Below are 23556 nucleotides of genomic sequence, written 5' to 3' on the forward strand. Positions count from 1 at the left end.
CTGAGCGGAATGGCATCGGGCAATCCTGCTCAGCCTCTTGGTTTCGCATGATGTGTCGCTGACGCGGTCCTCCGGTTCGCCGCCGAGCCGGTGACCCCTTCGGCACCGGCCGGTCGCGGCCGGCGGAATGACGCTGAGAGGCGGGGACGCGATGGGGATCGAGGGATTCGTGGTCGATGCGGTCACGCAGACCGCGCAGCGCCGCGCCGCGGATCCGCGCGCCTCCGCCTGGGTGTCGGCCAATGCGGGGGCCGGCAAGACCAAGGTGCTCACCGACCGGGTCGTGCGGCTCCTGCTGCACGGGGCGCCGCCGGCCAAGATCCTCTGCCTCACCTTCACCAAGGCGGCGGCCGCCAACATGGCGATCCGCGTCTTCGAGCGGCTCGGGCGCTGGGTGACCCTGCCGGAGGAGGCGTTGCGCGCCGAACTCACCGCCCTCGAGGGCGAGCGGCCCGACCCCGCGACCCTGCGCCGGGCGCGGCGCCTCTTCGCCCGCGCGGTCGAGACGCCGGGCGGCCTCAAGATCGAGACGCTGCACGCGCTCTGCGAGCGCCTCCTCCACCTCGTCCCGTTCGAGGCGAATGTGCCGGCCCGCTTCGTCGTCCTCGACGAGGCCCAGACCCGCGAGGCGGTGGACCGCACGATCGACAACGTGCTGGCGGATGCGGTGGACGGCACCCGTCCGGACCTCGCCCAGGCCCTCGCCCGGGTCGCGCCCGAGGCGGCGGGCGAGGCCCTGCGCCGGGCGATCGGCGAGGCGGTGCGCGCCCGCGCCGTCCTCCTCCACCCGCAGGGCCTGCCGGCGCGCCTGGAGCGCCTGCGCGAGGCGCTCGGCCTCGCCCCGGACGAGGCGGTCGGGACGATCGAGGCGCGGATGCGGGAGGGCGCCCCCGCCGACTGGGCCGGGCTCGCCGCTCAGCTCCGCACCGGCAAGGCCACGGACGAGAAGCGGGCCGACGCGCTCGCGCGCGCCGCGGCGGCGGAGGAGCCGCAGGACCTGCCGCTCTACCTCGCGGTGTTCTTCAAGGACGAGGGGGAGGGCGACCCCTACGCCCCGGCGAGCCTCGGCACCAAGGCGGTGCCGGAGGCGGTGAGGCGGATGCTCCTCGACGAGCAGGCCCGGCTCGGGCGCCTGCGCGAGCGGCTGAAGGCCGCCCGCGCGCAGGAGCGCACCGCCGCCCTGTTCACCCTCGCGGCCGAGATCCACCGGCGGGTCGAGGCCCAGAAGGCCCGCCTCGGCGCCCTCGACTTCGACGACCTGATACACAAGACCCTCGACCTGCTGACCCGGGTCGATTCGGCCTGGGTGCTCTACAAGCTCGACCGCGGCGTCGACCACGTGCTGATCGACGAGGCGCAGGACACCAATCCCGAACAGTGGGAGATCCTGCGCCGGATCACCGAGGATTTCTGCGCCGGCGAGGGCGCGCGCCGCGGCCCCCTGCCGCGCACCCGCTTCGCCGTGGGCGACCCGAAGCAGTCGATCTACAGCTTCCAGGGGGCGGCGCCCGAGGAGTTCGAGACGACCCGGCAGGCGTGGCGCCGGGCCGCGCGCGGGGCCGGGCTCGCCTTCGAGGATGTCGGGCTCACGCTCTCCTTCCGCTCGGCCAAGGGCGTGCTGCGCGGGGTCGACGCCACCTTCGCCCTCGCCGCGCATTACCGCGGCCTGTCCTTCGGCGACGGGGCGATCGGCACCGTGCACGAGACGGTGCGGGTCGGCGCGCCCGGGCAGGTGGAATTGTGGCCGACCGAGGAGCCCTGCGAGGAGCCGGAGCCCGACGCCTGGGTCCAGCCGGTCGACGCCGTCGAGGCCGGGGCGCCGGCCCTGGTGGTGGCGCGGCGGGTCGCCCGCGCGGTGCGGCACTGGACGCGGGAGGGCGACGAGCACGGCCGGATCTGGCGACCGGGCGAGATCCTGATCCTGGTCCGCAAGCGCTCGGCAGCCTTCGAGGGGGTGATCCGGGCGCTCAAGGCCGAGGACGTGCCGGTGGCCGGCCAGGACCGGCTCGACATCGCGGCCCACATCGCCGTCATGGACCTCGTCGCGGCCGGCCGCGCGGCGCTCCTGCCCGACGACGACCTGACGCTGGCCTGCGCCCTCAAGACTCCCCTGGTCGGCCTCACGGATGACGACCTCGTGCGGCTCGCGGCCCGGCGCGCGCCCGAGGAATCCCTCGCCGCGGCGCTGGCGCGGCACGCGGGCGCGGGGGACCCGGCGGCGTTGCGGGGCGCGGCGGCGCTCGCCACCTGGCGGCGCCTCGCGCAGGAGAGCGGCCCCTTCGGCTTCTACGCGGACCTGCTCGGGCCCCTGGGCGGGCGGGCGCGCCTCGTCGCCCGGCTGGGGGGCGAGGCCGGGGACGCCATCGACGTCTTCCTCACCGCGGCGGCCCAGGCCGAGCAGGGGGCAGACGCGCCCTCCCTCACGGGTTTCCTCTCGCGCTACGCCCCGAGCGGCGGGCGCGACGCGGGCGGGCACACGGTCAAGCGCGACCTCGAATCGGCCCGCGACGAGGTGCGGGTGATGACCGTGCACGGCGCCAAGGGCCTGGAGGCGGGCCTCGTCGTGCTGATCGACGGCTGCGAGCCCCTCGGCCGCAACGACCCGCCGCTCCTGCCCGTCCCGGTCCGCGGCGCGGGCGGCGTCGCCGACGGGACGGTGCCGGTCTGGTCGCCCTCCAAGGGACATGATTGCCCGGCGGGCGCGGCGGCCCGCGAGGCCCTGCACGAGCGGGCGCGCCAGGAGCACAACCGCCTGCTCTACGTGGCGATGACCCGGGCCAAGGACCGCCTCGTCATCGCCCCCTATCGCGGCCGCGACCGGGAGACCCCGGAATCCTGGTGCGAGATGGTCCGACGCGGCCTCGTGGCGGCCTTCGGCGGCGTCGAGCGGGCCGAGATGCCCTACGGGCCGGCCGAGACGTGGCGGCACGGGGCCGCGCTGCCGGCCGCCCCGGCCACGGCGGTGCCGCCGGCGCCGCCCGGGGAGCGGCCGGACTGGCTCTTCCGCCCGGTCGCGCCCGAGGCCGAGCCGCTTCCGCCGCTGCGCCCGTCCGGCCTCGGCGCCGCCGACGAGCCGCGCCGGTCGCAGCCGCGCTCCGGCGACCCGGCGACGCGCCGCCGCGGCGTGCTGATCCACGCCCTGCTGGAGCACCTGCCGGCCCTGGCGCCGGAGCGGCGCGCGGCGGCCGCGCGCGCCTTCGTGGCGGCCCGCGCGCCGGGCCTGCCGGCGGCGGAGCGCGAGGCGCTCGCGACTTCGGTCCTGCGCCTCCTCGCCGATCCCGACCTCTCGGTGCTGTTCGGCCCCCTGGCCCGGGCCGAGGTGGCGCTCGCCGGGAAGGTGAGCCTGGGCGGCGCGGAATGGCCGGTTCACGGCCGGATCGACCGGCTCGCCGTGACCGAGGAGGCGGTCTGGCTCTGCGACTTCAAGACCGGCCGCCCGCCCGCCGAGGGCGCCCCGGTCCCGGGCGGGATGGCCGCGCAGGTGGCGCTCTACGCGGCTTTGCTCGCCCGGATCCATCCGGACCGCGCCGTGATCCCGCTCCTCGTCTGGACGGCCGGTCCGGTGATCCGGCGCCTGAGCGGGGCCGAGTGCGCGGCGGCGCTGGCGGCGCTTCGTCCCGCCTGAGACGGCGGGCCGCGGCCCGCCCTGCGGGCGGGATCATCCGCCGTCCGACGGAGTGCGTCGCCATCTCCCATTTCGGCCATGCGGATCTCGGCGTCGCTCAGGCGCCGCGCAGGCTTGGGATCCGGGATCCGCTTCGATCAAGCGCATCCCGGATCAGGCGCTGTCCGGACGTGATCGTCCGGACGGCGGATCAGACGCGAAACAGCGTGCGCAGGTTCTGCGGCGCCGTGTTGCCGATCGGCAGGCGCTCGCTGGACAGGGCGTCCCGCACCCGCGCGGCCGTGAGCGCCGCCTCCCGCGCGTCGAGACCGGCCGCCGCGACCGTCCCGAGCGGGGAAGTCGTCGCCTCGGTCAGGCGCGGCGGATCGGCCTCGCGGGCCTCGGCGACATCGAGTCCGGACGGGATCGTCCAGTATTCGGACGAGGCGGGCCCCCGGATCTCCACGGGAGAATCTGCGGCATGACCCCGCCGCGCGGGCGCGTCGGTCGCGGCGATGTCGCGGATCACGCTGAAAGGACGAATGGTCTGAAGGCCCATGCTGGATGTCGCCTCGGAAAGACGGAGGGCAGCGGCGGCGACCCTCCGTGATGAATCTTCCCTAAGGAGAGCGTCCGCTTATCATGCCCCCAAACAATGCTGCAATGCAAGGGCCGGATGAAGGCGGCCGCGCTCATCCGCAGGTATTCTCGCGTGGATTCCGACGAGGAAGGCGGACTCGGCCCGTGTCGGGCGAGGGTCCCGCGCCAATGCTCGGGCCATGCTCGGAAGATGCGGAGCGGCGGGGCGGGGGCCGCGCCGGGTCCCGCGCCGCCGGGAGCCCGCGGCGGATCTCTCGGCGGACGAAGCGGTGGCCTGCCCGCTCGACTCCGCTTAGGAGTGCGCGACGAGCCTCAGAGGATCCCGCCATGGCCGATACGCCCTCCGTCGAACCGACCCGCATCGACCCGAAGCTGCTGGAATTGCTGGTCTGCCCGCTCACCAAGGGCCGGCTCGAATACGATTCCGCCCGCCAGGAGCTGATCAGCCGCTCGGCCAAGCTCGCCTACCCGATCCGCGACGGGATCCCGATCATGCTGCCCGAGGAGGCCCGCCCGCTCGCCGAGTGAGTCCGGGCCGCGCATCTGGCGATCCCGGCCCTCCCTGCCGGCGCGGGCGCCGCGTGCCTCGCGCCGGGGCGGCGGATGGTCATCCCCGTCGGCGATAGCGGCCCGGCGTGCAGCCCATCCGGCGTCGGAATTGCGTGCGGAAGGCCGCCTCGGACGCGGAGCCGAGCGCGGCCGCGATGGCGGCGAGGCTCTGGCTCGTCCGCCGCAGGCGGTCGGCCGCGAGGGCCATGCGCCAGCCCGCCAGGTAGGCGAGGGGCGGCTGGCCGACCGTGCGGCGGAAAGCGGTCGGCGAAGCTCGACCGCGACATGCGGGCGACCGCAGCGAGGTCCGCCACCGTCCAGCGCCGTCCGGGCGCGGCGTGCATCGCCCCGATCGCCCGGGCGAGCTGCGGGTCGGCCAGCGCCCGCAGCCATCCGGTCCGGCTTTCGGGCTCGCCGGTCCGGCTCCCGGGCTCGGCGGCGAGGAAGAGGCGCAGCACCTGGACCAGCATGACCTGCGCGAGCCGGTCGGCCATGAGCGCGCCGCCCGGCCGGGGCCGTTGCAGTTCGTCCGCGAACAGCTCCAGCGCCCAGCGCAGCACCGCCGCCTGGGCGGTGGCCTCGCGCACGTGCAGCAGGGCCGGCAGGTCGCGGAGCAGCATCCCGGCGGGTTCTCCCGCGAAGGCGAAGCGGTCGCCGCGGGAGGCCGAGCGGCTCTGGGCGCTCTCGGCCGAACTGACCAGGGTGGACCTGCCCTGATCCGGGATCCGCTTGATCGAAGCGGGTCCCGGATCACAAGCCCGCGCGGCGCCCGAGCGCGGCGCCCGAGCGCGGCGCCCGCATGGCCGAAATCGGAGATGGCGAAGCCATCAACCGGATGTCGGATGACATCATCCCGCCGGCCGGGACCGGCCGGTGCCGAAGGGGTCACCGGTTCGGCGGCGAAGAGGATTCAAGAACAAGAGTGGAGCGGAGGTGCGCCGCCCAACTCTGCCTGGCGCGGCCGAGCCGCCCCGATCACAGGAAGCTCTGCGGGTCGACGTCGATGCCGACCCGCACGCTGCCGCGGGGCTTCGGGCCGCGGGCGAGCCAGTCGCGCAGGTAGCTCTGGATGTCGACCTCGCGCTCGGCCTTGACCAGCAGCCGGAAGCGGTGGCGCCCGCGCACCAGGGCGAGGGGCGCCTCCGCGGGCCCGAGCACCATCACGCCGGGCGGCGGCTCCGCGACCTGGGCGAGCGCCCGGCCATGCGCCTCCGCCGCCTCGCGCTCGGCCGCCGACACGATCAGGGCGGCGAGCCGGCCGAAGGGCGGCAGCCCCGCCATGGAGCGGGCGGCCGTCTCCTCCTCGTAGAAGCGCTCCGCGTCGCCCGAGATCAGGGCGGCGATCACCGGATGCTCCGCCTGATAGGTCTGGACGAGGGCGCGGCCCGGCTTCTCGCCGCGGCCGGCCCGGCCCGTCACCTGCTGCAGGAGCTGGAAGGTGCGCTCCGCCGCCCGCGGATCGCCCGAGGCGAGACCGATATCGGCGTCGAGCACGCCCACCAGCGTCAGGTGCGGGAAGTTGTGGCCCTTGGCGACGAGCTGCGTGCCCACGACGATGTCGCAGCCGCCCTCCGCCACGGTCTGCAGCTCCGCCCGCAGGCGCTCGGCCCCGCCCGGGAAGTCGCTCGACAGCACGATCACCCGCCGCTCGGGGAAGGTCGCCGCGACCTCCTCGGCGATGCGCTCGACGCCCGGCCCGCAGGCCGCGAGGGTGTCGAAGGTGCCGCAGGCCACGCAGGCCTCGGGCCGCCGCTCCGCGTGCCCGCAATGGTGGCAGACGAGGGCGCGGCGGAAGCGGTGCTCCACGAGCCAGGTCGAGCAGTTCGGGCATTGATAGCGGTGCCCGCAGGCCCGGCAGAGGGTGAGGGGCGCATAGCCCCGCCGGTTGAGGAACAGGAGGGCCTGCTCGCCCCTGCCGTTCGTCTCCGCGATGGCGGCGGTCAGGGTCGGGGAGAGGTAGCGCCCGCGCGGGATCTGCTCCCGGCGCATGTCGATCGCCCGGATCTCCGGCAGGCGCCGGCCGCCGAAGCGCTCGGGCAGGACCACGCGGCGGTAGCGGCCGCGCTGGGCGTTGACCCGGGTCTCGATCGAGGGCGTGGCCGAGGCGAGCACCAGGGCGGCGTTCTCGAGCTTGGCGCGGACCACCGCCATGTCGCGGGCGTGGTAGCAGACCCCGTCCTCCTGCTTGTAGGCGGCCTCGTGCTCCTCGTCGACGACGATCAGGCCGAGGCTCCGGAACGGCAGGAACAGGGCGGAGCGGGCGCCGACCACGACCGGGATCTCGCCCGCCGCCACGCCCGCGCGGATGCGCTCGCGCCGCCGCCCGCCGACGCCGGAATGCCACGCCGCCGGCCGCGCGCCGAAGCGGGCCGCGAAGCGGTCGAGGAACTGGGCGGTGAGGGCGATCTCGGGCATCAGCACCAGGGATTGCACGCCCCGGCGCACCGCCTCCGCCACCGCCTCGAAATACACCTCCGTCTTGCCCGAGCCGGTGACGCCTTCGAGGAGCGTCACGCCCCCGTCCCCGGCCGGACCGCCCGCGCGGGGCGGCGCGGTCAGGCTGGCGATCAGCGCGCGGGCGGCCTCGGCCTGCGCCTCCGACAAGGCCGCGTGCGGGTGGTCCGGGTCGGGCGGCTCGGCGACCCGCTCGGGGGCGAGCGCCACCGTCTCCAGCACGCCGTCGTCGATCAGCCCGTCGACCACGCTCGCGCTGACGCCCGCCTCCAGGCTGAGCGCCCGCTTGCCCCGCACCGCCCCGTCGGCGGCCACCGCCAGCACCTTGGTGCGGGCCGGCGTCACCCGGCTCGGCGGCATCCCGGTCGCGCGCACCCCGATCCGGGCGGTCTCGCCGCGGGGACCCTCCTCGGGCAGGCGCAGCGCCATGGCGAGGGCCGAGCCCTTCGGGGCCAGAGTGTAGCGGGCGATCCAGTCGACCAGCCGGCGCAGGGGCGCGCGCATGCCGTCATCCGCGATCTTGCCGGTGACCCGCCGCAGGTTGCCGCCCGAGGCGCTCTCGCGCAGCGACCAGACCACCCCGACCGTCTCGCGGGGCCCGAGGGGGATCTGGACCACGTCGCCCTCGGCCAGGGTGAGGCCGTCCGGCACGGCGTAGCTGTAGGCCGTGTCGAGGGCGAGCGGGATCAGGACGTCGGCGATCGCGGCACTCATCGCGCGGGACGGGGCTCCGGGGCAGGAGGCGGAGAACGAAACCGGAATATAGGGAGGCCGGCGCGGTTTCGCCGGATCCTCACGCCTCCTCCGCCTCCTCGCCGATCCGCCGCCGCACGCCCCAGCCGGCGAGGACGGCGTTGAGATCGTCGAGGACGAAGTGGCGGGCGCTGTCCTGATCGTAGCCCTCCGCCAGGAGCGCGTCGTACTCGGTGAAGACGTGGCGGGCATAGGCCACCATCCCAAGCCAGGCGGCGTTCTCGGGGGCGGCGCCGCGCAGGCCGGGGCTCGCCAGGGCCCGGTCGAGGATCGCCTCGGCCTCGAAGGCGGGCAGGCCCGGCGCGAGCCGGGCGACGGCCTGCGCGATCCTCTCGCGGCGGGTCGGCACCTGGCGCGGCGCGGGATCGGGGCGGCGTCCGGGCATGCGGCTCTCCTGCGGCTGGCGCTCTCCTACCACAAGGCCCGGCGGCTGCGCGGGCCGCGGCCTCTCGGCCGGGGCGGTCCGCGCCGGGGCGGCCCGCGAGCGCGAAGCCCCGCCGGAGGGAGCCGGCGGGGCGGAGAGGGGCGGGATCCGTCATACGAAATCCGCCTGATGGCTGCGCCATGCGGATGTCGGCTTCGCTCAGGCGCCGCGCGGGCTCGCGATCCGGACGTGATCGTCCGGACAGCGTCTCACTGACGGTAGATGACGCCGTCGCGTCCGATCACGAAGGCGTGCTGCCCGTTCGGGACGGCGACCGCCTGAGCCGGCCCCGGGGTCTTCACCCAGCCCCAGGCTTCGACGGTGTCGTCGCCGAACTTGCGCCAGAGCGCGCCGACGTCCGAGTTGATCACCGCCACGCTGCCGTCCGCCGAGGCGGCGATGTCGACCGCGTTGGCTCCGACGACGACCCACTTTCCCGTCTGATCGGCGCGGTACACGTTCCCGTCCAGGCCGATCGACCAGAAGCTGTTGGCGCTCATCGCCGCGACGCGCTGCGCCTTTCCGGGAATCTGGCCCCAGGCCTCCTGATCGTTGTCGCCGTACTTCTTCCAGATCTCGTTGAGGACGTTCACGATCACGATCGTGCCGTCGGCCGAGGCGCTGATCGTCTTGCCGCCGTAGCCGACCCGCCGCCAGGTCCGCCCGTCGAAGCGGACGATGACGCCGTCCATCTGGATGCCGTAGATGCTGCTGGCGTCGACGACGGCCACATCCTTGAAGTTGCCGGTCAGTTTGACCCACGATTTGTCCGGGGCGAATTTCGAGAGGCTGCCGTCGACCGCGTTGAGCATGACCAGGGTGCCGTCGCGGCCGACCGCGATGCGCTTGGCCGTGTTGCCGATCGGCAGCCAGAGATCGGTGGGCGCCGGCGGCGGTGCAGGGGGCGGCGCGGGGGGCGGCGGAGGCGGCGGAGGCGGCGGAGGCGGCGGGGGCGTCACGCCGCCCTGCGCGACGTTGCCGACCGGGGCCGCGACCTGCGGGGGCGGGGCGACGCCGCTGCCGAGGGCGATGATCACGCCCGGCGAGGGCACGCCCTTCTGGTCGATCGCCACGATCTGGTAATAGCCCGGCGGCGCGAGCGCCGGGGTGGCCGGCGCCTGCACGGTCGCGACCTGACCGGCCTGCGTGAAGGACAGCAGGCTGCGCCGCTGGCCGGTGTTGAAGCTGTGCGTGCCCTGGCTGAGGCCGAGCAGCGCGACCTGGGCGAGGCCGTTCGCGGAGGTGAACTCGAATTGCAGGCTCTGCCCATGCGCCAGGCTGACCGTGTTCAGGCTGACGATCTGAGGCCGCGGCGCCAGGGCGGCCTTGCCGTTCACGGTCGTGAACAGGTAGGGCGGGTAGTAGACTTCGGAATTCTGGTTCGAGACCGGGCCCGGCGCGCCGCCGCCCGAGGTCAGGACGGCGCCGCTCTGCAGGAGCACCGCGCTCGAATGGTAGCCGCGATAGATCGCGGCGCGCGGGCCGAGCGTCCACTGCCCGGTCCGGGGGTCCCACAGCTCGGCCTCGAGCACCGTGTCGCCCCCGGCCGCGTCGACGGACTTGCTGCCGCCGGTGACGGCGACCGTCCCGGTCGGCAGAACCGTCGCGTTGGCCCAGGAGCGGCCGATATTCATCGGTGCGATGTCGTTGGCGATGGGCGCGTTCCCGTTGATGTCGATCATCGTCGCGCGGCTGCTCGCCAGGAACCCGGTCCCGTTGTCGTAGGAATTTCCGCCGACCTGCAGGATCTTGCCGGTGTCGTACATCACGGCCGTGGAGTTCGGCCCGACATTGGGAGCGTCGGTCGCGACGGTGACGGACCGCTGCGGGGCGCGGAACGGCATCGCCCAGACCGACCCGTTCCCGGTCGGATCGAGAAACCACATCCGGTCGCTGGTGATCCCGAACACCTTGCCGTTCGGCGCGACCCAGGCACGGGGATACCACCAGCGATTGAAGTCGGGGCCGAACGCGTCGCGGCTGTTGGCGCCGAACAGGCTGCGCCAGCCGGTGGCCGGGTTGTAGATCTCGGGCGTCATCCCGCTCATCAGGCCCTTGGCGATGCTCCCGTTCGGGTCGCCCCAGCCGCTGGCGTACGGATAGGCGCCGCCCATGATCAGCTTCTGCCCGTCCGCCAGGGTGATCATCGTGGCGTAGTAGCGATCGGCGGCGAGCCGCGCGCCGAGCGCCGAGACCCCGGTCGCTCCCGTGTTGACGACGGCGCTGCCCTTGTCGTTGCCGTTGTCGAAGATGCCGCCCGAGACGAGCAGCGACCCGTCCGCCTGCAGGGCCTGGGTGCCGCAGAAGCTGTTGACGTTCAGCACCCCGGGCAGGATCGTGTGGCTCCCCGGCGCGAAGCCCTGGTAGGGGTCCCAGATCGCGAAGCTGTGGCCGTCCTGCGTGCCCGGCGCGTTCACCGGCGTGCCCCAGCTGACGAGCTTGCCGTTCGGCAGCAGGGCCGTGCTGATCGCGTTGAGCGGCCACGCCTGGACGGCCGACCACATCCCGGTCGCGGGGGCGGAATCCGGGATGGCGAGGTTGGCGAAGAGCGGGTCCTGCACCGGATTCACCACGACGCCGAACTGGGCAGCCAGGGCCGGGAAGGCGGGCAGCGCCCCCAGGATCGTCGTGGCGAGGAGGAGCCGGCGCGCACGCTGCGCCGCCAGCGGGAGCCTGCGGGTCATCTCGGTGTCCTTCGTGTCACGGGTTGGAGGCGGGGAGCGGCGCGCCGTCCGGCCGCGGCGGCGCGTGGATGCCGGCCTCGAAGCGTTCGAGGAGGGCGAGGTCGGTGAGGAGGCGCGGGCGGTCGACCGGCTCGGTGCCGTAGATCATCGCGAGGTCGCCCCGCCGGTCGAAGACGAGGAGGCGCGGCGGCGGCAGCGGGAGCCGGTCCGCCGGATAGCGCAGCAGCGCCGCCTGATGGGCCGTGGCGGCCGGGTCGCTGGTGACGAGCCGCACGCGGCCGGGGTCGATCCCCATGCCCTCGCCGAAGCGCCGCAGGGCCGCCACGTCGTCGCGGGCCGGGTCCACCGTCACGGCGACGATGACGACCCTGTCGCGCAGGGAGGGCGGCACGGCCCCGGCGAGCGCGTCGAGCTCGCGGGCGAGGACCACGCAGGTGATCGGGCATTGCGTGCTCACGAAGCCGACCACCGCCACCTTGTCGCGCAGGGTCTCGGGGGTGAGGGGGCGACCGGACTGGTCCCGCCGGATCCGGGTCCCCGGCGCGTCCGGCCAGACGAGATCCTCGATCGCGCTCGGCCGACCGCCTTCCGGCCCGAGCGCCCCGCCGGGGGCCGCCGGCACCGACCCCGCCAGGGCGACCAGTCCGAGCAGGAGGGCGCCGATCCGGACTGCGCGAGGTGTCGCCATGGTGAACAATTCGCCTTCGTGAAACTTCCTTTCCCCTAAGATAGTAGCTGAGATGACCGTCGGTCAAAGTCGCAGATCGGGGCCGTCGAGTCAGCGTTAATTTTCAGATGACTTTGCCGGATCGGGACGCCTCGCAGGCGAATTGTTCCGCGATGGGCCGGAGGCGGGCGTCGCGGCGGCCGATCTTCCCGTTTCGGGCTCCCGCCCGGCGCGCCGGGCGGGAGCCCGGGCGATCAGCGGGCGTCGGCGCCGAGGATCTCCGGCGCGGGCGCGACGATCTCCCGCGCCGGCGCGACGACCGCGGTGCGGTCCGCGAGCGCCGCGAGGGCGGCCCGCTGCACCGCCTCGGCCGGGAGGGGCGGACCCCCGAGCGGGTCGGGCAGGGCCCGGGTCGCGGTGGCGTCGCCCGCGACCGTGACCCGGTAGCCGAGGTCGAGCGCCGCCCGCGCGGTCGCGCTCACGCAATTGTGGGTCATGAAGCCCGCGAGCACGAGGTCGGTCCGCCCGAGATCCCGCAGCCGCGCCGCGAGGTCGGTTCCGGCGAAGGCGTTCGGCAGCGTCTTCTCGATCACCGGCTCGCCGGGCCGGGGCAGCGCCTCCGGCACGATGGCGCCCCCGGGGCCGCCGCGGTCGAACAGGCCGCCGTCCCGCCCGCGATGGGCGACGTGCACGACCGGCGCGCCCGCCTCCCGGGCCGCCGCGAGGAGGGCGCGGACCGCCGCGAGGGCGGGCCCGAATCCGTCGAGGGGCAGGGCGCCGTCCGCGTACTCGCCCTGGGCGTCGATGACCACGAGGACCGCCCGCGCGATCCGCGCGGGCGTCGGCGTCGCGCCCGCGAGCTGCAAAAGGGTTCTGGGTTCGTGCATGGCTTCGATCTCCGGCGGCGCGCGCCGCGCCGCCCCCGGACTCGCATCGGCATCGGCGCTTGGCGAGCGGCGAGAGCCGTGCTCGAACCTGCGGGAATGCAGCCCGGGAGGACGCGATGGAGAGCTGGGACGCGTGGCAGACCCTGCTCGCCGTGGCGCGGACCGGCCGGCTCTCCGCCGCGGCCGGCCGGCTCGGCATCGACGCGACCACGGCGGGGCGGCGGGTGCGGCGCCTGGAGGCGGCGCTCGGCCGGCCGCTCCTCGCCCGGGAGGGCGGCCTGCTCGTCCCGACCCGGACCTGCCTCGCCCTGATGCCGCGGCTCGAAGCCGCCGAGCGGGCGCTGCGGGAGGTCGCCGGCGAGGCCGCGTCGGACGAGGCGCCCGGGCCCGGATGGCGCCCGGTCCGGGTCACCGCGGTCGCGGTGCTCTGCGACCACCTCCTGGCGCCCGCCGTGCCGCGCCTCCTCGCCGCGCGGCCCGCCCTGGGGCTCGACCTGATCGCGGAGGACCGCAACCTCAGCCTGACCCGGCGCGAGGCGGATCTCGCCCTGCGCCTCGGGCCGCCCGCGCGGGGCGCGGCGGCCGCCCGGCCGGTCGGGCGGCTCGATTACGCGGTCTTCGCCGCGGCCGGGGAGGGCGCGCCCGAGCGGCTGCCCTGGGCCGCCCTCGACGGGGCGCTGGCGCACCTGCCCGAGGTCCGCTTCGCCGAGCGCGCCGCCGGCCGGGCCGGGCCGCGCCACCGCGTCTCGCGGCTGGAGACGCTGCTGCGCCTGACCCGGGCCGGCGGCGTGCGCGCCGTCCTGCCGGAGATCATGGCGGGCCGCGATCCGGCGCTCCGGCGCCTCGCACCCGCCGTGAGCCGCCCGATCTTCCTGATCGGCCACCCGGAGGACGAGGGCCAGCCCCTGGTGCGGGCGGTGGCGTCGTGGATCGAGGGCCTGCTCCCGCCCCCGGCCGACGGCCCGCCGTGAGCGCGCGGGAGGCGCCCGGCGCCGCGCGGCGCCGAACGGGTGGCCCGCCGCCCCGCGGGCCGCTAGGATCGGCCGCAAGTCCGGTCTGCGGCACGTCCGGTTCGCGGCACGTCCGGTTTCCGCTCTCTCCAGCATCGAAGACGAACCCCATGCGCATCCTCCTCGCCCCGGCCATCCTCGGGCTCGCCATCCTGCCGGACCTCGCGGCCGCCCAGCAGCCGGACCCGACGAGCCCGCCCGGCCTCGCCCAGCCGGCGCCCGGCGTGCGGGGCCACCGCCAGCCGCGGCCCGACACGGTCGGCGGCAAGCCCGAGGCCGGGAGCGCCGCGCTGCCGAGCCCGGAGGATTCGGCCCGCAAGGCCGCGGCCCGCGACAAGGCCTGGGACGCCAAGATGAAGCGCACCCTCGGCTCGATCTGCTCGGGCTGCTGAGCCCGGATGATCCGCTTCGAGGGCGCCGGCAAGGCCTATCCGGGCCATGCCCGGCCGGTCGTCGACCGGCTCGACCTCGCCGTCGAGGAGGGGACCACCTGCGTGCTGATCGGCCCCTCGGGCTGCGGCAAGTCGACGACCCTGCGGATGGTCAACCGCCTCGTGACCCCGAGCACGGGGCGCGTCCGGGTCGGCGGGCGCGACGTGGCCGAGCTCGACCCGATCGGGCTGCGGCGGCGCACCGGCTACGTGCTCCAGGGCGTCGGGCTGTTCCCCCATCGCAGCGTGGCGCAGAACGTCGCCACGGTGCCGGGCCTGCTCGGATGGCCCCGGCGCCGGATCGCCGAGCGGGTGGATGCCATGCTCGACCTCGTCGGGCTCGACCCCGCCACGTTCCGCGACCGGCGGCCCGATTCCCTCTCGGGCGGCCAGCGCCAGCGGGTCGGCGTCGCCCGGGCGCTCGCCGCCGACCCGCCCGTGCTTTTGATGGACGAGCCCTTCGGGGCGGTGGACCCGCTCGTGCGCGGGCGGCTGCAGGCGGAGATCGGCGCCATCCTGCGGCGCCTCGGCAAGACCGTGCTGTTCGTCACCCACGACATCGACGAGGCCCTGCGCATGGGCGACCGCGTCGCCCTGATGCGGGAGGGCCGCCTCGTGCAGGTCGACCCGCCCGAGCGCCTGCTCGCCAGGCCCGCCGATCCCTTCGCGGAGGAGTTCGTCGGCGCCGACCGCTGGCTGCGCCGCCTCGCCCTGATCCCGGCCGCCGCCGCCCGGACGGCCGGCCCGCCGCCGCTTGCCTCGCTGCCGCCGCTTGCCTCCCTGCCGCCGCTTGCCTCGCTGCCGCCGCTTGCCTCCCTGCGGCCGCTTGCCTCCCTGCCGCCGCAGGCCTCCCTGCGGGACGCGCTCTCGGCGCTGGTCGCCGGGACGGACGAGGCGGTGGGGCTCGCGGAGGGCGGCGTGGTGACGCTCTCCTCCCTGCGCGCCGCTGCGGCCGATTCGGCCGGTGGCTTCACCTCTCCCCCCTGATGGTGTAGCGCGGCGGGCGAGACGCCCCCGGGCGGCCCGCCGCGCCGCCCCCGGACGGCCCTGAGGACAGCCATGACGACCCGCCTCGACGACACCTTCGCCCGCTGCCGCGCGGAGGGACGCGCCGCCCTCGTCACCTACGTGATGGCGGGCGATCCGGACCCCGAGACCTCGCTCCAGGTGCTGCGCGCGCTGCCCGAGGCGGGCGCCGACATCGTGGAATTCGGCCTGCCCTTCACCGACCCGATGGCGGACGGCCCGGCGATCCAGGCGGCGGGCCTGAGGGCGCTGAAGGCGGGCCAGACCGTGTCCGGCACCCTCGCCCTCGTGCGCCGGTTCCGGGCCGAGAACCGGACCACGCCGGTGATCCTGATGGGGTACTACAACCCCCTCTACATTTACGGCGTCGCGCGCTTCCTCGCGGACGCGGTCGCGGCGGGGGTCGACGGGCTCATCGTCGTCGACCTGCCCCCGGAGGAGGACGACGAGCTCTGCCTGCCGACCCAGGAGGCGGGGCTCGCCTTCATCCGGCTCGCCACCCCGACCACGGACGAGCGCCGCCTGCCCGCCGTCCTGGCGAACACCTCGGGCTTCGTCTACTACGTCTCGATCACCGGCATCACCGGGTCGGCGACGCCGGATTTCGGCCAGGTCGAGGCGGCGGTGGCGCGCATCCGCGCCAGGACCGCGCTCCCGGTGGTGGTCGGGTTCGGCGTCAAGACTGGGGCGCACGCTGCCGCGATCGCCCGCGGCGCGGACGGCGTCGTGGTCGGCTCGGCCCTGGTCGACGCGCTCGCGCGCTCCCTCGACCTCGACGGGCGCGCCACCTCGGGCAGCGTCGCGGCGGTCTCGGCGCTGGTGCGCGACCTCGCCGCGGGCGTGCGCGCCGCCGCCCGCTGAGCGGAACGGGACGAGGCCATTCCGCCGAGGGACTCGCCCGCGCATCGTGTGTCCCGCCGGAGCGGCCGTCGCTTCGGCGCATGATGCGCGGGCCCGACCGGAGACAGCCCATGAAGGTCGAGACCATGAACTGGATCACGGAGGTCGTCCGGCCCCGGATCAAGACCCTGTTCAAGCGCGAGACGCCCGAGAACCTCTGGGTGAAGTGCCCTGAGACCGGGCAGATGGTCTTCCACAAGGAGGTGGAGGCCCACGACTTCGTGATACCGGGCTCCGAGCACCACCTGCGGATGAGCGCCCAGCAGCGGCTGAAGATGATGTTCGACCAGGGCACCTGGCTCGACGTGCCGCTGCCCGAGGCGCCGGTCGATCCCCTGAAGTTCCGCGACGAGAAGCGCTACGTCGACCGGCTCAAGGACGCCCGGGCCAAGACCGGGATGGCGGACGCGTTCAAGGTCGGGTTCGGCCGCGTCGGCGGCCTGCCGATGACCCTGGCGGTGCAGGATTTCGGCTTCATGGGCGGCTCGCTCGGCATGGCGGCCGGCGAGGCCTTCGTGCGCGGGGCCGAGACGGCCCTCGACAAGCGCACGCCCTACGTGCTGTTCGCGGCCTCCGGCGGCGCCCGGATGCAGGAGGGCATCCTGTCGCTGATGCAGATGCCGCGCACCACCGTGGCGGTGCGCCGCCTCAACCGCGCCCGGCTGCCCTACATCGTGGTGCTCACGAATCCGACGACCGGGGGCGTCACCGCTTCCTACGCCATGCTCGGGGACGTCCACCTCGCCGAGCCCGGCGCGCTGATCGGCTTCGCCGGGCCGCGGGTCATCGAGCAGACGATCCGCGAGAAGCTGCCGGACGGGTTCCAGCGGGCCGAGTACCTGCGCGAGCACGGGATGATCGATCAGGTCGTGCACCGGCGCGACCTGAAGGCGACGGTGGCCCGGCTCTGCGGCCTGCTGATGCAGGCGCCGGCGGCGACGCCCGCGCCGGCCCCCGCGGCCGCGCAGCCGGTCCCGGCCTGAGCGACCCCGCCGCCGCGGCGCGCGCCGCACCCGCGCGGGCCGACCCGGCGCGCGGCGCGGCCCGGCCCGGGAGATCCGCCGCGCAGCCGGCCGATCGCGGACCCGATCGCGGACCCGATCGCGGACCCATGCCATCAAGTCGGGCTTGCTGGCCTTCGACAAGTCTGATCACCTCGCGCGCCCGATCCCTTCGGCCGGTGAGCGTCGTGCGGGTCCCGATCGAGCGTCCGGCCGTCGCGCGCAGCGAGGCGGGACGGCCCGGACGCGATCCGGGTCTGGACCTGACCGGCGATCGGGCCGATAGCGAGACCCGACGCCCCGCCACACGAGACGGTCGCCCGATGGAGTCCTCCGACGCGCTGATGGCGCGATTCCTGGCCCTGCACCCGCGCACGATCGACCTGTCGCTCGGGCGCATCGAGCGCCTGCTCGCCGCCCTCGGCCATCCCGAGCGGCGCCTGCCGCCGGTCATCCACGTGGCCGGCACCAACGGCAAGGGCTCGACCATCGCCACCATGCGGGCGATCCTGGAGGCGGGCGGCCTCTCGGTCCACGTCTACACCTCGCCCCACCTCGTGCGCTTCCACGAGCGCATCCGCCTGGGCCAGGTCGGCGGCGGGCGCTTCGTGGCGGAGGACCGCCTCGCGGACGCCTTCGCCCGCTGCGAGGCGGCCAATGCGGGCGAGCCGATCACGGTGTTCGAGATCACCACGGCGGCGGCCCTCCTGCTCTTCGCCGAGTGCCCGGCCGACGTGCTCCTGCTGGAGGTCGGCCTGGGGGGCCGCGTCGACGCCACCAACGTGATCGACCGGCCGGCCGCCGCCGTGGTGACGCCGATCGGGCGCGACCACGCGGAATATCTCGGCGACACCGTCGAGGCGGTGGCGGGGGAGAAGGCCGGCATCTTCAAGCGCGGCTGCCCGGCCGTGATCGCGCCGCAGGATTACGCCGAGGCCGACCGGGTGCTCTGCGCCCGCGCGGAGGCGCTGCGGGCCGCGCCCGTCCTGGTCGGCAACCAGGATTTCTCGGTGCACGAGGAGCGCGGGCGCCTCGTCTACCAGGACGAGGAGGGGCTGCTCGACCTGCCGCGCCCGCGCCTCGCCGGGCGCCACCAGATCGTCAACGCGGGCACCGCCATCGCGGCGCTGCGGGCGGCGGGATTCGGCGATCTCGGCACCGCCGCCTTCGAGGCCGGCCTCAGCCAGGTCGATTGGCCGGGGCGCCTGCAGCGGCTCGGGCGCGGGCGCCTGCCCGGCCTGATGCCGGCCGGCAGCGAGCTCTGGCTCGACGGCGGCCACAACGTCGATGGCGGGCGCATCCTGGCGGCCGCGATGGCGGACCTGCAGGAGCGCGGCGACGCGCCCCTCGTCCTCGTCACCGGGCTCCTCGGCACCAAGGACGCGGAGGGGTTCCTGAAGAACTTCGTCGGGCTCGCCCGCGCGGTCGTGGCCGTGCCGATCAGCGGGCAGCTCGCCGCGCGGCCCGCCGAGGAGGTCGCCGCCATCGCGGCCTCGGTCGGCCTGCCTGCCACAACCGCTCCGAGCATCGAGGCGGCCCTCGTGGCCCTGCAGGACCGGGCCTGGGAGGCGCCGCCGCGCGTGCTGATCTGCGGCTCGCTCTACCTCGCGGGCGCCGTGCTGACCGCGAACGGGACGCCACCGGTCTGATACGATGTCCGGTTGATGGCTTCGCCATCTCCCCTTTCGGCAATGCGGATGTCGGCGTCGCTCAGGCGCCGCGCGGGCTTGGGATCCGGGATCCGCTTCGATCAAGCGGATCCCGTATGAGAACGGGTCCCGCCCGCTTCCGCTCTGTCAATAGAAACCCGTTCTTCTCCGGCCGTTCACGATTTCCGCGCCGCCGCCGCCCGCGTGCTCGCCCGCGAGATTGATGCTCCGGGTTGTGGCTTTCGGGAGATCCTGTGGCGCATGCGCTACATCGGGCCCGGCCGGAATGGTCTAGCTTGTCTCCCGATCGGGGAACCTGCTGGGGACCATCATGAAGAGACTTCTGAGTGCGTTTGCTGCTTTCACTGCGCTGACCGCGGCCGCTTCGGCGGCCGATCTGCCGCGCCGCGTCGCTCCTCCGGTGATTGCGCCGGTTCCGGTCTTCACCTGGACTGGCTTCTACGCCGGTTTCAACGCGGGCTACGGGTTCGACGCGAGCAGCACCAACCCTGACGTGATCGTCCTGACCCGCGACCCGCGCGTGGTCGCCGGCCCGGCCGGCTCGGCCCTCGCCATCGGCTGGACGGGCGACCGCAACACCGAGGGCTTCAGCGGCGGTGGCCAGATCGGCTACAATTACCAGTTCACGCCCGGCGCGGGCGTCGTGGTCGGCATCGAGGCGGACGCGCAGTACGTCGACTTCGGCCGCAACCGCAACGCCTTCTCGTTCGCGATCCCGAACCAGCCCGGCGCTCAGTTCAACGGCGCCAACGGCCTGCGCCTGTTCGACCCGCGCGGCCTGTCCGGGCTCGATTACTTCGGCACCGTGCGCGGCCGCCTCGGCTACGCCTTCGACCGCGTGCTGTTCTACGGGACCGGCGGCTTCGCCTATGGCGGCGGTGGCGGTACCAATTTCGGCCTGCCGAACACCGACGATTTCCAGACCGGCTGGACGGCCGGCGGCGGCATCGAGTACGCGCTGCCCACCGACTCGTTCCTGAACTTCTTCCGGTCCTCGGCAGTGACGCTGAAGGTCGAAGGTCTCTACGTGAACCTCGACCGGAACCGCCGCAACGGCGCCTACGCGTTCGACAACGCCGGCGTGATCGTCGCCGGCCTGCCGAACTCCATCATCCTGAGCAACACCGCCGGCTTCCCGGCGGTTGGCAACCTCGCTCGCCGCAACACGGAGTTCGCGGTGGTCCGCGCCGGCCTCAACTACAAGTTCGGTACCTGGTAGGATCGGGCGACAGCCCGGTTGCGGGGAAGCCCGGCCTCTCGGCCGGGCTTTTCCGTTGAGGGGGCATGAAAAAGAAGCCCGGCCTCTCGGCCGGGCTCGCTGCGGATCGCGCGGGCGCCGCGATCAGGCGCTGGCGGACTGGATCCAGCGCGACAGGTCGCCCTTCGGCGCCGCCCCGACCTTCTGGCTGGCGAGCTTGCCGTCCTTGAAGATCATCAGGGTCGGGATCGAGCGGATGCCGTATTCCGAGGCGATGCCGGGATTCTCGTCCACGTTCACCTTGGCGATCTTCACCCGGCCCTGCATCTCGCTCGAGATCTCCTCGAGCGCCGGCCCGATCGCCCGGCAGGGACCGCACCACTCGGCCCAGAAATCGACGACGACGGGCTCGGACGCTTCGAGGACATCCTGCCTGAAGCTCGCGTCGGTCACCTTCACGGTTGCCATCGCAAAACCCTTGTTTGTCCGGGACGCGGCAGACCCGGCCTCATCCCGCGTCCGCGCAACGTAGGAAGCCGGGAGGGCCCGATCAAGCGCGCACGGCCACGCTTGCCCGGGATCCCCGTGCGCCGTCGCACATCCGGGCGCCGGCCGCCCCTGCCGTGACGAAAGTCCATCAAATGAGGCAAGCTTAGGTTGATTTCCGCAGGAGGATCGTCAAAATTCACCGCGGGGCCAACGTCTCTGCGGACCGCTCATCCCCCCTTCGCGGCCCGATGAGATCCGTCCTGCGGAGGATAACGTCGGTTGGGGGAAAGCCTGATGCTGGATGCGCTGCAGGAATTGCGCGAGGTCAACCGCTGTTACTCGCGTGGGATTTGCTTGCCGTGCGGACCGAACTGATCTGGACCCATACGGCAGCGGCTGCAATCCTCGGGTTGAGCTTTCTCTCGCTCGCGGTCGGGCTGATGCTGGTCCTGACCAGGCGTCCGGACCTGAGGGTCCGGGTGCTCTCCTGGAGCATCGGCGCCTTCCTGCTCGCCTGCGCGGCGGCGCAGCTCGCCGAGGCCTGGACGGCGTGGAGTCCGGGGACGCCGCTGGTCCCGGATGGCGGGATCGAGGCACCGGCCAAGGTTCTCGCCGCGCTCGCCGCGCTGCCGCTGCTCGCCTGTCTGCGGCGGTTCCTGGCCGCCGCCGCGGCGCTGCCCTCGCCGGAGGACCTGCGCCGCCTCGACCGCGACCTCGCCGCCCGCACCCGCGAGCGCGACGCGGCCGAGGCGGCGAGCGCCGCCAAGAGCGCCTTCCTGGCCCGCGTGAGCCACGAGATCCGCACGCCCCTCAGCAGCATCCTGGGCTTCACCGATCTCCTCCTCGCCGATCCCGACCGCTCGCCCGAGGATCGGCGCCGGCTCGACATCATCCAGGTCTCGGGTTTCGCGCTGCTCTCGCTCGTCGACGACGTCGTGGACGTCTCGAACATCGAGGCCGGCAAGGTCGCCCTGCGCAGCGAGCCCTTCGACCTGCACGCCCTCGTGGAGACGAGCCTCGCCATGGTGAGGCCCGCCGCCGAGGCCAAGGCCCTCAGCCTCTCGGTCGAGATCGCGCCGAACGTGCCCGCCCGCGTGCGCGGCGACGCGGACCGGGTGCGCCAGATCCTGCTCAACCTCCTCGGCAATGCGGTCGCCTTCACGGCGGCCGGCGCGGTCGGCGTCAGCCTGCGCTGCGAGGAGGCGGTGAGCCGGCGCGGGCGCGTCACCCTGGCGGTCAAGGATACCGGGCCGGGGATCCCGCCGGAGCGCCAGGCGACGCTGCTGTCGCAGGACGGCCCCGACCCCCCGCGGGTCGGCAGCAAGGGCCTGGGCCTGGCGGTCTGCCGCAGGCTGGTGGCGCTGATGGGCGGGGAGATCGGCTTCGAGAGCCACGAGGGCTACGGGTCGACCTTCTGGGTGCGCCTCGACCTGGAGCCGGTGGCGCCGGCGCCCGCCGCCGCCCCGCCGGAGCCCGAGCCCTTCCTGGCCGCTCCCCGCATCCTCCTGGTCGAGGACATCCCGGCGAACCAGAAGCTCGTGCGGCTGATCCTGGAGGAGGAGGGCTACGCCGTCGACACCGCCTCGAACGGCGTCGAGGCGGTGGCGATGATCCGCTCCGCACCCTACCGCCTCGTGCTGATGGACGTGCAGATGCCGGCCATGGACGGCCTGACCGCGACGCGCCGGATCCGCCAGATGGGCGGGCCCTCGGGGCGGATCCCGATCGTCGCCATGACCGGCCACATCCTGCCCCGTCACCTGGAGGCCTGCCGCGAGGCCGGCATGGACGACGTCATCGCCAAGCCCTTCAAGCGGGCGGAGCTGACCGCCGTGATCGCCCACTGGACCCTGCTCGAGGGCGAGCGCGCGCGGCCCCCGGGCGGCGCGGCCCTCGCCTCCTCGGCGGGGTAGCGGGCGCCGGTCCCCGCCCCCGGGACGCGGCTCATCCGTTCGGGTGAGGCCGGGCGGTTCGGACTGGACAAGGCGACGCGGCCGAGTAGCATTGGCGCCGCTTTCACGAGCGACACTCCGATCAGCCCCGCTGCGCCCCCGCCAGCGGGGCTTTTTCGCGGCCTCGCGCGGCGCCGCCCGCCGCCGCACGTCACCCCCGGCCCGGGCAGCCCGAACCGCGCCCGCGGGGCGCCGCCGAAGCCCTTGCGCCGACCGCCGATCGGCCCTACTTTGCATTGCAAAGCAGCCCTGCCGGGGGGCTCGCGGGACGCCTCGATGCCGTACCAGACTGACAGGGACCTCGACCGGGCCCTCGCCGACATCGTGGCGATTCGCAGCCAGATCGCCCGCGACACGCATTTCCGCGGCCTCGGCCCGGCGACGATCGCCGCGACGGGCGGGATCGCCCTCCTCGCCGCCGGGCTCCAGGCGCTCTGGCTGATGCCGGTCGGGGCGCTCGCCTACCTGCTGTACTGGATCGCGGTCGCGGCGCTCGCCGTGGCGCTGATCGGCGCCGAGGCGGTGACGCGCTCGCGGCGCCTGCATTCCGGCCTCGCGGACGCGATGATCGGCTCGGCGGTGGAGCAGTTCCTGCCCGCCCTCGCGGCGGGCGCGCTGGTCGCCCTGGTGCTGGTCCGGGTCGCGCCCGACAGCCTCTGGCTGCTGCCGGGGCTCTGGCAGGTCTTCGTCAGCCTCGGCCTGTTCGCCGCGACCCGGACGCTGCCGCGGGCGGTCTCGCTCGCGGGGGCGTGGTACCTCCTCGCCGGGCTCGCGGGGCTGGTCGTGGCGGCCGGAACCCGCGACCTGTCGCCCTGGGCGATGGGACTGCCCTTCGGCATCGGGCAGGTCCTCCTCGCCCTCATCCTCCATCTCACCTGCCGGGATGCCGATGTCTGAGCCGAGCGGACGCTTCTCCTACGAGGGCCTCGACCGGGTGATCCACGAGCGGGCGCGGCTGAGCGTGCTCACCTCCCTGGTCACCCACCCGGACGGCCTCCTCTTCGCCGACCTCAAGCAGCTCTGCGGCCTCACGGACGGCAATCTCAGCCGGCACCTGCAGGTGCTGCAGGAGGCGGGCCTGGTGGAATTGCGCAAGGGCTACGCCCAGAACCGGCCCCAGACGGTCTGCCGCCTCACCCCGGGCGGGCGCCGCCGCTTCCTCGACTACCTCGCGGTGCTGGAGCAGGTGGTCCGCGACGCGGCCGAGGCGCTCGACGAGGCGCCCGCGGCGTTCGGCTCCCTGCGCCCCTGAGGGCG

Annotated in this window: 20 protein-coding genes and 1 pseudogene; 12 read left to right on the plus strand and 9 right to left on the minus strand. The window is 74.5% G+C overall.

The window, feature by feature from the left end; all coding sequences use genetic code 11:
• The first annotated feature begins 151 nt into the window (after nucleotides 1–151).
• Nucleotides 152–3625 (plus strand): double-strand break repair helicase AddA, encoded by a 3474-nt coding sequence (gene addA, locus MET2598_RS0125105; RefSeq protein ID WP_018262766.1) that lies wholly within the window; start codon nucleotides 152–154, stop codon nucleotides 3623–3625.
• A 190-nt stretch (nucleotides 3626–3815) separates the two neighbouring features.
• On the opposite strand, the gene MET2598_RS0125110 is transcribed toward addA, so the two are convergent.
• A complete protein-coding gene (locus MET2598_RS0125110; RefSeq protein WP_236728813.1) occupies nucleotides 3816–4070 on the minus strand; it encodes a hypothetical protein in 255 nt (84 codons plus the stop codon).
• Nucleotides 4071–4531: 461 nt separating this feature from the next.
• Here MET2598_RS0125110 and MET2598_RS0125115 point away from each other — a divergent pair, with 461 nt between their 5' ends.
• Nucleotides 4532–4732 carry a Trm112 family protein gene (locus tag MET2598_RS0125115; protein WP_012330467.1) on the plus strand — a complete coding sequence of 67 codons (201 nt, stop codon included), beginning with the start codon at nucleotides 4532–4534 and terminating at the stop codon, nucleotides 4730–4732.
• A 79-nt stretch (nucleotides 4733–4811) separates the two neighbouring features.
• Here MET2598_RS0125115 and MET2598_RS43885 read toward each other — a convergent pair whose 3' ends face one another.
• The 7 genes and pseudogenes from MET2598_RS43885 to MET2598_RS0125150 form a co-directional block, all read right to left on the minus strand.
• Nucleotides 4812–5054, minus strand: a complete 243-nt coding sequence (locus MET2598_RS43885) for a helix-turn-helix domain-containing protein (protein WP_442919013.1) — start codon at nucleotides 5052–5054, stop codon at nucleotides 4812–4814.
• 151 nt (nucleotides 5055–5205) lie between these two features.
• Nucleotides 5206–5487 (minus strand): annotated as a pseudogene (locus MET2598_RS43890) (cupin domain-containing protein); the annotation flags it as partial.
• 241 nt (nucleotides 5488–5728) lie between these two features.
• Nucleotides 5729–7921 (minus strand): primosomal protein N', encoded by a 2193-nt coding sequence (locus MET2598_RS0125130; protein WP_018262769.1) that lies wholly within the window; start codon nucleotides 7919–7921, stop codon nucleotides 5729–5731.
• 79 nt (nucleotides 7922–8000) lie between these two features.
• The gene (locus MET2598_RS0125135; RefSeq protein ID WP_018262770.1) at nucleotides 8001–8345 is read right to left on the minus strand and encodes a DUF2293 domain-containing protein; all 345 of its coding nucleotides are present in this window, start codon (nucleotides 8343–8345) and stop codon (nucleotides 8001–8003) included.
• Nucleotides 8346–8593: 248 nt separating this feature from the next.
• Complete coding sequence (locus tag MET2598_RS0125140) at nucleotides 8594–11068, minus strand: galactose oxidase-like domain-containing protein (RefSeq protein ID WP_018262771.1); 2475 nt, start codon at nucleotides 11066–11068, stop codon at nucleotides 8594–8596.
• 16 nt (nucleotides 11069–11084) lie between these two features.
• Complete coding sequence (locus MET2598_RS0125145; RefSeq protein ID WP_018262772.1) at nucleotides 11085–11756, minus strand: SCO family protein; 672 nt, start codon at nucleotides 11754–11756, stop codon at nucleotides 11085–11087.
• Nucleotides 11757–11989: 233 nt separating this feature from the next.
• Nucleotides 11990–12622 carry a cysteine hydrolase family protein gene (locus MET2598_RS0125150; RefSeq protein WP_026190936.1) on the minus strand — a complete coding sequence of 211 codons (633 nt, stop codon included), beginning with the start codon at nucleotides 12620–12622 and terminating at the stop codon, nucleotides 11990–11992.
• A gap of 116 nt (nucleotides 12623–12738) precedes the next feature.
• Between MET2598_RS0125150 and MET2598_RS0125155 the strand changes: the two genes are divergently transcribed.
• The 7 genes from MET2598_RS0125155 (at nucleotide 12739) to MET2598_RS0125185 (ending at nucleotide 19879) form a co-directional block, all read left to right on the plus strand.
• On the plus strand, nucleotides 12739–13593 hold the full coding sequence (locus MET2598_RS0125155; protein WP_012330461.1) for a LysR family transcriptional regulator: 855 nt from the start codon (nucleotides 12739–12741) through the stop codon (nucleotides 13591–13593).
• Between the two features lie 149 nt (nucleotides 13594–13742).
• On the plus strand, nucleotides 13743–14024 hold the full coding sequence (locus MET2598_RS0125160) for a hypothetical protein (RefSeq protein ID WP_018262774.1): 282 nt from the start codon (nucleotides 13743–13745) through the stop codon (nucleotides 14022–14024).
• 6 nt (nucleotides 14025–14030) lie between these two features.
• Nucleotides 14031–15050 (plus strand): ABC transporter ATP-binding protein, encoded by a 1020-nt coding sequence (locus MET2598_RS0125165; protein WP_018262775.1) that lies wholly within the window; start codon nucleotides 14031–14033, stop codon nucleotides 15048–15050.
• Between the two features lie 72 nt (nucleotides 15051–15122).
• A complete protein-coding gene (gene trpA / locus MET2598_RS0125170; protein ID WP_012330458.1) occupies nucleotides 15123–15950 on the plus strand; it encodes a tryptophan synthase subunit alpha in 828 nt (275 codons plus the stop codon).
• Nucleotides 15951–16060: 110 nt separating this feature from the next.
• Nucleotides 16061–16972: an acetyl-CoA carboxylase, carboxyltransferase subunit beta gene (gene accD, locus MET2598_RS0125175; protein WP_018262776.1), complete on the plus strand. Its 912-nt coding sequence runs from the start codon at nucleotides 16061–16063 to the stop codon at nucleotides 16970–16972.
• 341 nt (nucleotides 16973–17313) lie between these two features.
• Nucleotides 17314–18639, plus strand: a complete 1326-nt coding sequence (locus MET2598_RS0125180; RefSeq protein WP_012330456.1) for a bifunctional folylpolyglutamate synthase/dihydrofolate synthase — start codon at nucleotides 17314–17316, stop codon at nucleotides 18637–18639.
• A gap of 331 nt (nucleotides 18640–18970) precedes the next feature.
• Nucleotides 18971–19879, plus strand: coding sequence for an outer membrane protein (locus tag MET2598_RS0125185; protein WP_012330455.1), 909 nt, complete (start codon nucleotides 18971–18973; stop codon nucleotides 19877–19879).
• A gap of 123 nt (nucleotides 19880–20002) precedes the next feature.
• Here the strand turns inward: MET2598_RS0125185 and trxA are convergent, their stop codons facing one another.
• Nucleotides 20003–20326 carry a thioredoxin gene (trxA, locus tag MET2598_RS0125190; RefSeq protein WP_012330454.1) on the minus strand — a complete coding sequence of 108 codons (324 nt, stop codon included), beginning with the start codon at nucleotides 20324–20326 and terminating at the stop codon, nucleotides 20003–20005.
• A gap of 380 nt (nucleotides 20327–20706) precedes the next feature.
• Here trxA and MET2598_RS0125195 point away from each other — a divergent pair, with 380 nt between their 5' ends.
• The 3 genes from MET2598_RS0125195 to MET2598_RS0125205 all read left to right on the plus strand — a co-directional run bounded on the left by MET2598_RS0125195 (nucleotide 20707) and on the right by MET2598_RS0125205 (nucleotide 23551).
• Nucleotides 20707–22260 (plus strand): response regulator, encoded by a 1554-nt coding sequence (locus MET2598_RS0125195; RefSeq protein ID WP_026190937.1) that lies wholly within the window; start codon nucleotides 20707–20709, stop codon nucleotides 22258–22260.
• Between the two features lie 315 nt (nucleotides 22261–22575).
• Nucleotides 22576–23196: a hypothetical protein gene (locus tag MET2598_RS0125200; RefSeq protein WP_012330452.1), complete on the plus strand. Its 621-nt coding sequence runs from the start codon at nucleotides 22576–22578 to the stop codon at nucleotides 23194–23196.
• A complete protein-coding gene (locus MET2598_RS0125205) occupies nucleotides 23183–23551 on the plus strand; it encodes a transcriptional regulator (RefSeq protein WP_415926898.1) in 369 nt (122 codons plus the stop codon). Before MET2598_RS0125200 ends, MET2598_RS0125205 begins: the two co-directional genes overlap by 14 nt.
• Nucleotides 23552–23556: the final 5 nt, after the last annotated feature.

Origin of the sequence: Methylobacterium sp. WSM2598 (assembly GCF_000379105.1) — a bacterium.
Taxonomy (GTDB): Bacteria; Pseudomonadota; Alphaproteobacteria; order Rhizobiales; family Beijerinckiaceae; genus Methylobacterium.

Bases quoted from the DNA above. Each gene is read 5' to 3' on its own strand.
- addA (WP_018262766.1), top strand. From the start codon at position 152: ATGGGGATCGAGGGATTCGTGGTCGATGCGGTCACGCAGACCGCGCAG.
- MET2598_RS0125115 (WP_012330467.1), top strand. From the start codon at position 4,532: ATGGCCGATACGCCCTCCGTCGAACCGACCCGCATCGACCCGAAGCTG.
- MET2598_RS0125130 (WP_018262769.1), bottom strand. From the start codon at position 7,921: ATGAGTGCCGCGATCGCCGACGTCCTGATCCCGCTCGCCCTCGACACG.
- MET2598_RS0125135 (WP_018262770.1), bottom strand. From the start codon at position 8,345: ATGCCCGGACGCCGCCCCGATCCCGCGCCGCGCCAGGTGCCGACCCGC.
- MET2598_RS0125140 (WP_018262771.1), bottom strand. From the start codon at position 11,068: ATGACCCGCAGGCTCCCGCTGGCGGCGCAGCGTGCGCGCCGGCTCCTC.
- MET2598_RS0125145 (WP_018262772.1), bottom strand. From the start codon at position 11,756: ATGGCGACACCTCGCGCAGTCCGGATCGGCGCCCTCCTGCTCGGACTG.
- MET2598_RS0125150 (WP_026190936.1), bottom strand. From the start codon at position 12,622: ATGCACGAACCCAGAACCCTTTTGCAGCTCGCGGGCGCGACGCCGACG.
- MET2598_RS0125155 (WP_012330461.1), top strand. From the start codon at position 12,739: ATGGAGAGCTGGGACGCGTGGCAGACCCTGCTCGCCGTGGCGCGGACC.
- MET2598_RS0125160 (WP_018262774.1), top strand. From the start codon at position 13,743: ATGCGCATCCTCCTCGCCCCGGCCATCCTCGGGCTCGCCATCCTGCCG.
- MET2598_RS0125165 (WP_018262775.1), top strand. From the start codon at position 14,031: ATGATCCGCTTCGAGGGCGCCGGCAAGGCCTATCCGGGCCATGCCCGG.
- trpA (WP_012330458.1), top strand. From the start codon at position 15,123: ATGACGACCCGCCTCGACGACACCTTCGCCCGCTGCCGCGCGGAGGGA.
- accD (WP_018262776.1), top strand. From the start codon at position 16,061: ATGAAGGTCGAGACCATGAACTGGATCACGGAGGTCGTCCGGCCCCGG.
- MET2598_RS0125180 (WP_012330456.1), top strand. From the start codon at position 17,314: ATGGAGTCCTCCGACGCGCTGATGGCGCGATTCCTGGCCCTGCACCCG.
- MET2598_RS0125185 (WP_012330455.1), top strand. From the start codon at position 18,971: ATGAAGAGACTTCTGAGTGCGTTTGCTGCTTTCACTGCGCTGACCGCG.
- trxA (WP_012330454.1), bottom strand. From the start codon at position 20,326: ATGGCAACCGTGAAGGTGACCGACGCGAGCTTCAGGCAGGATGTCCTC.
- MET2598_RS0125200 (WP_012330452.1), top strand. From the start codon at position 22,576: ATGCCGTACCAGACTGACAGGGACCTCGACCGGGCCCTCGCCGACATC.
- MET2598_RS0125205 (WP_415926898.1), top strand. From the start codon at position 23,183: ATGCCGATGTCTGAGCCGAGCGGACGCTTCTCCTACGAGGGCCTCGAC.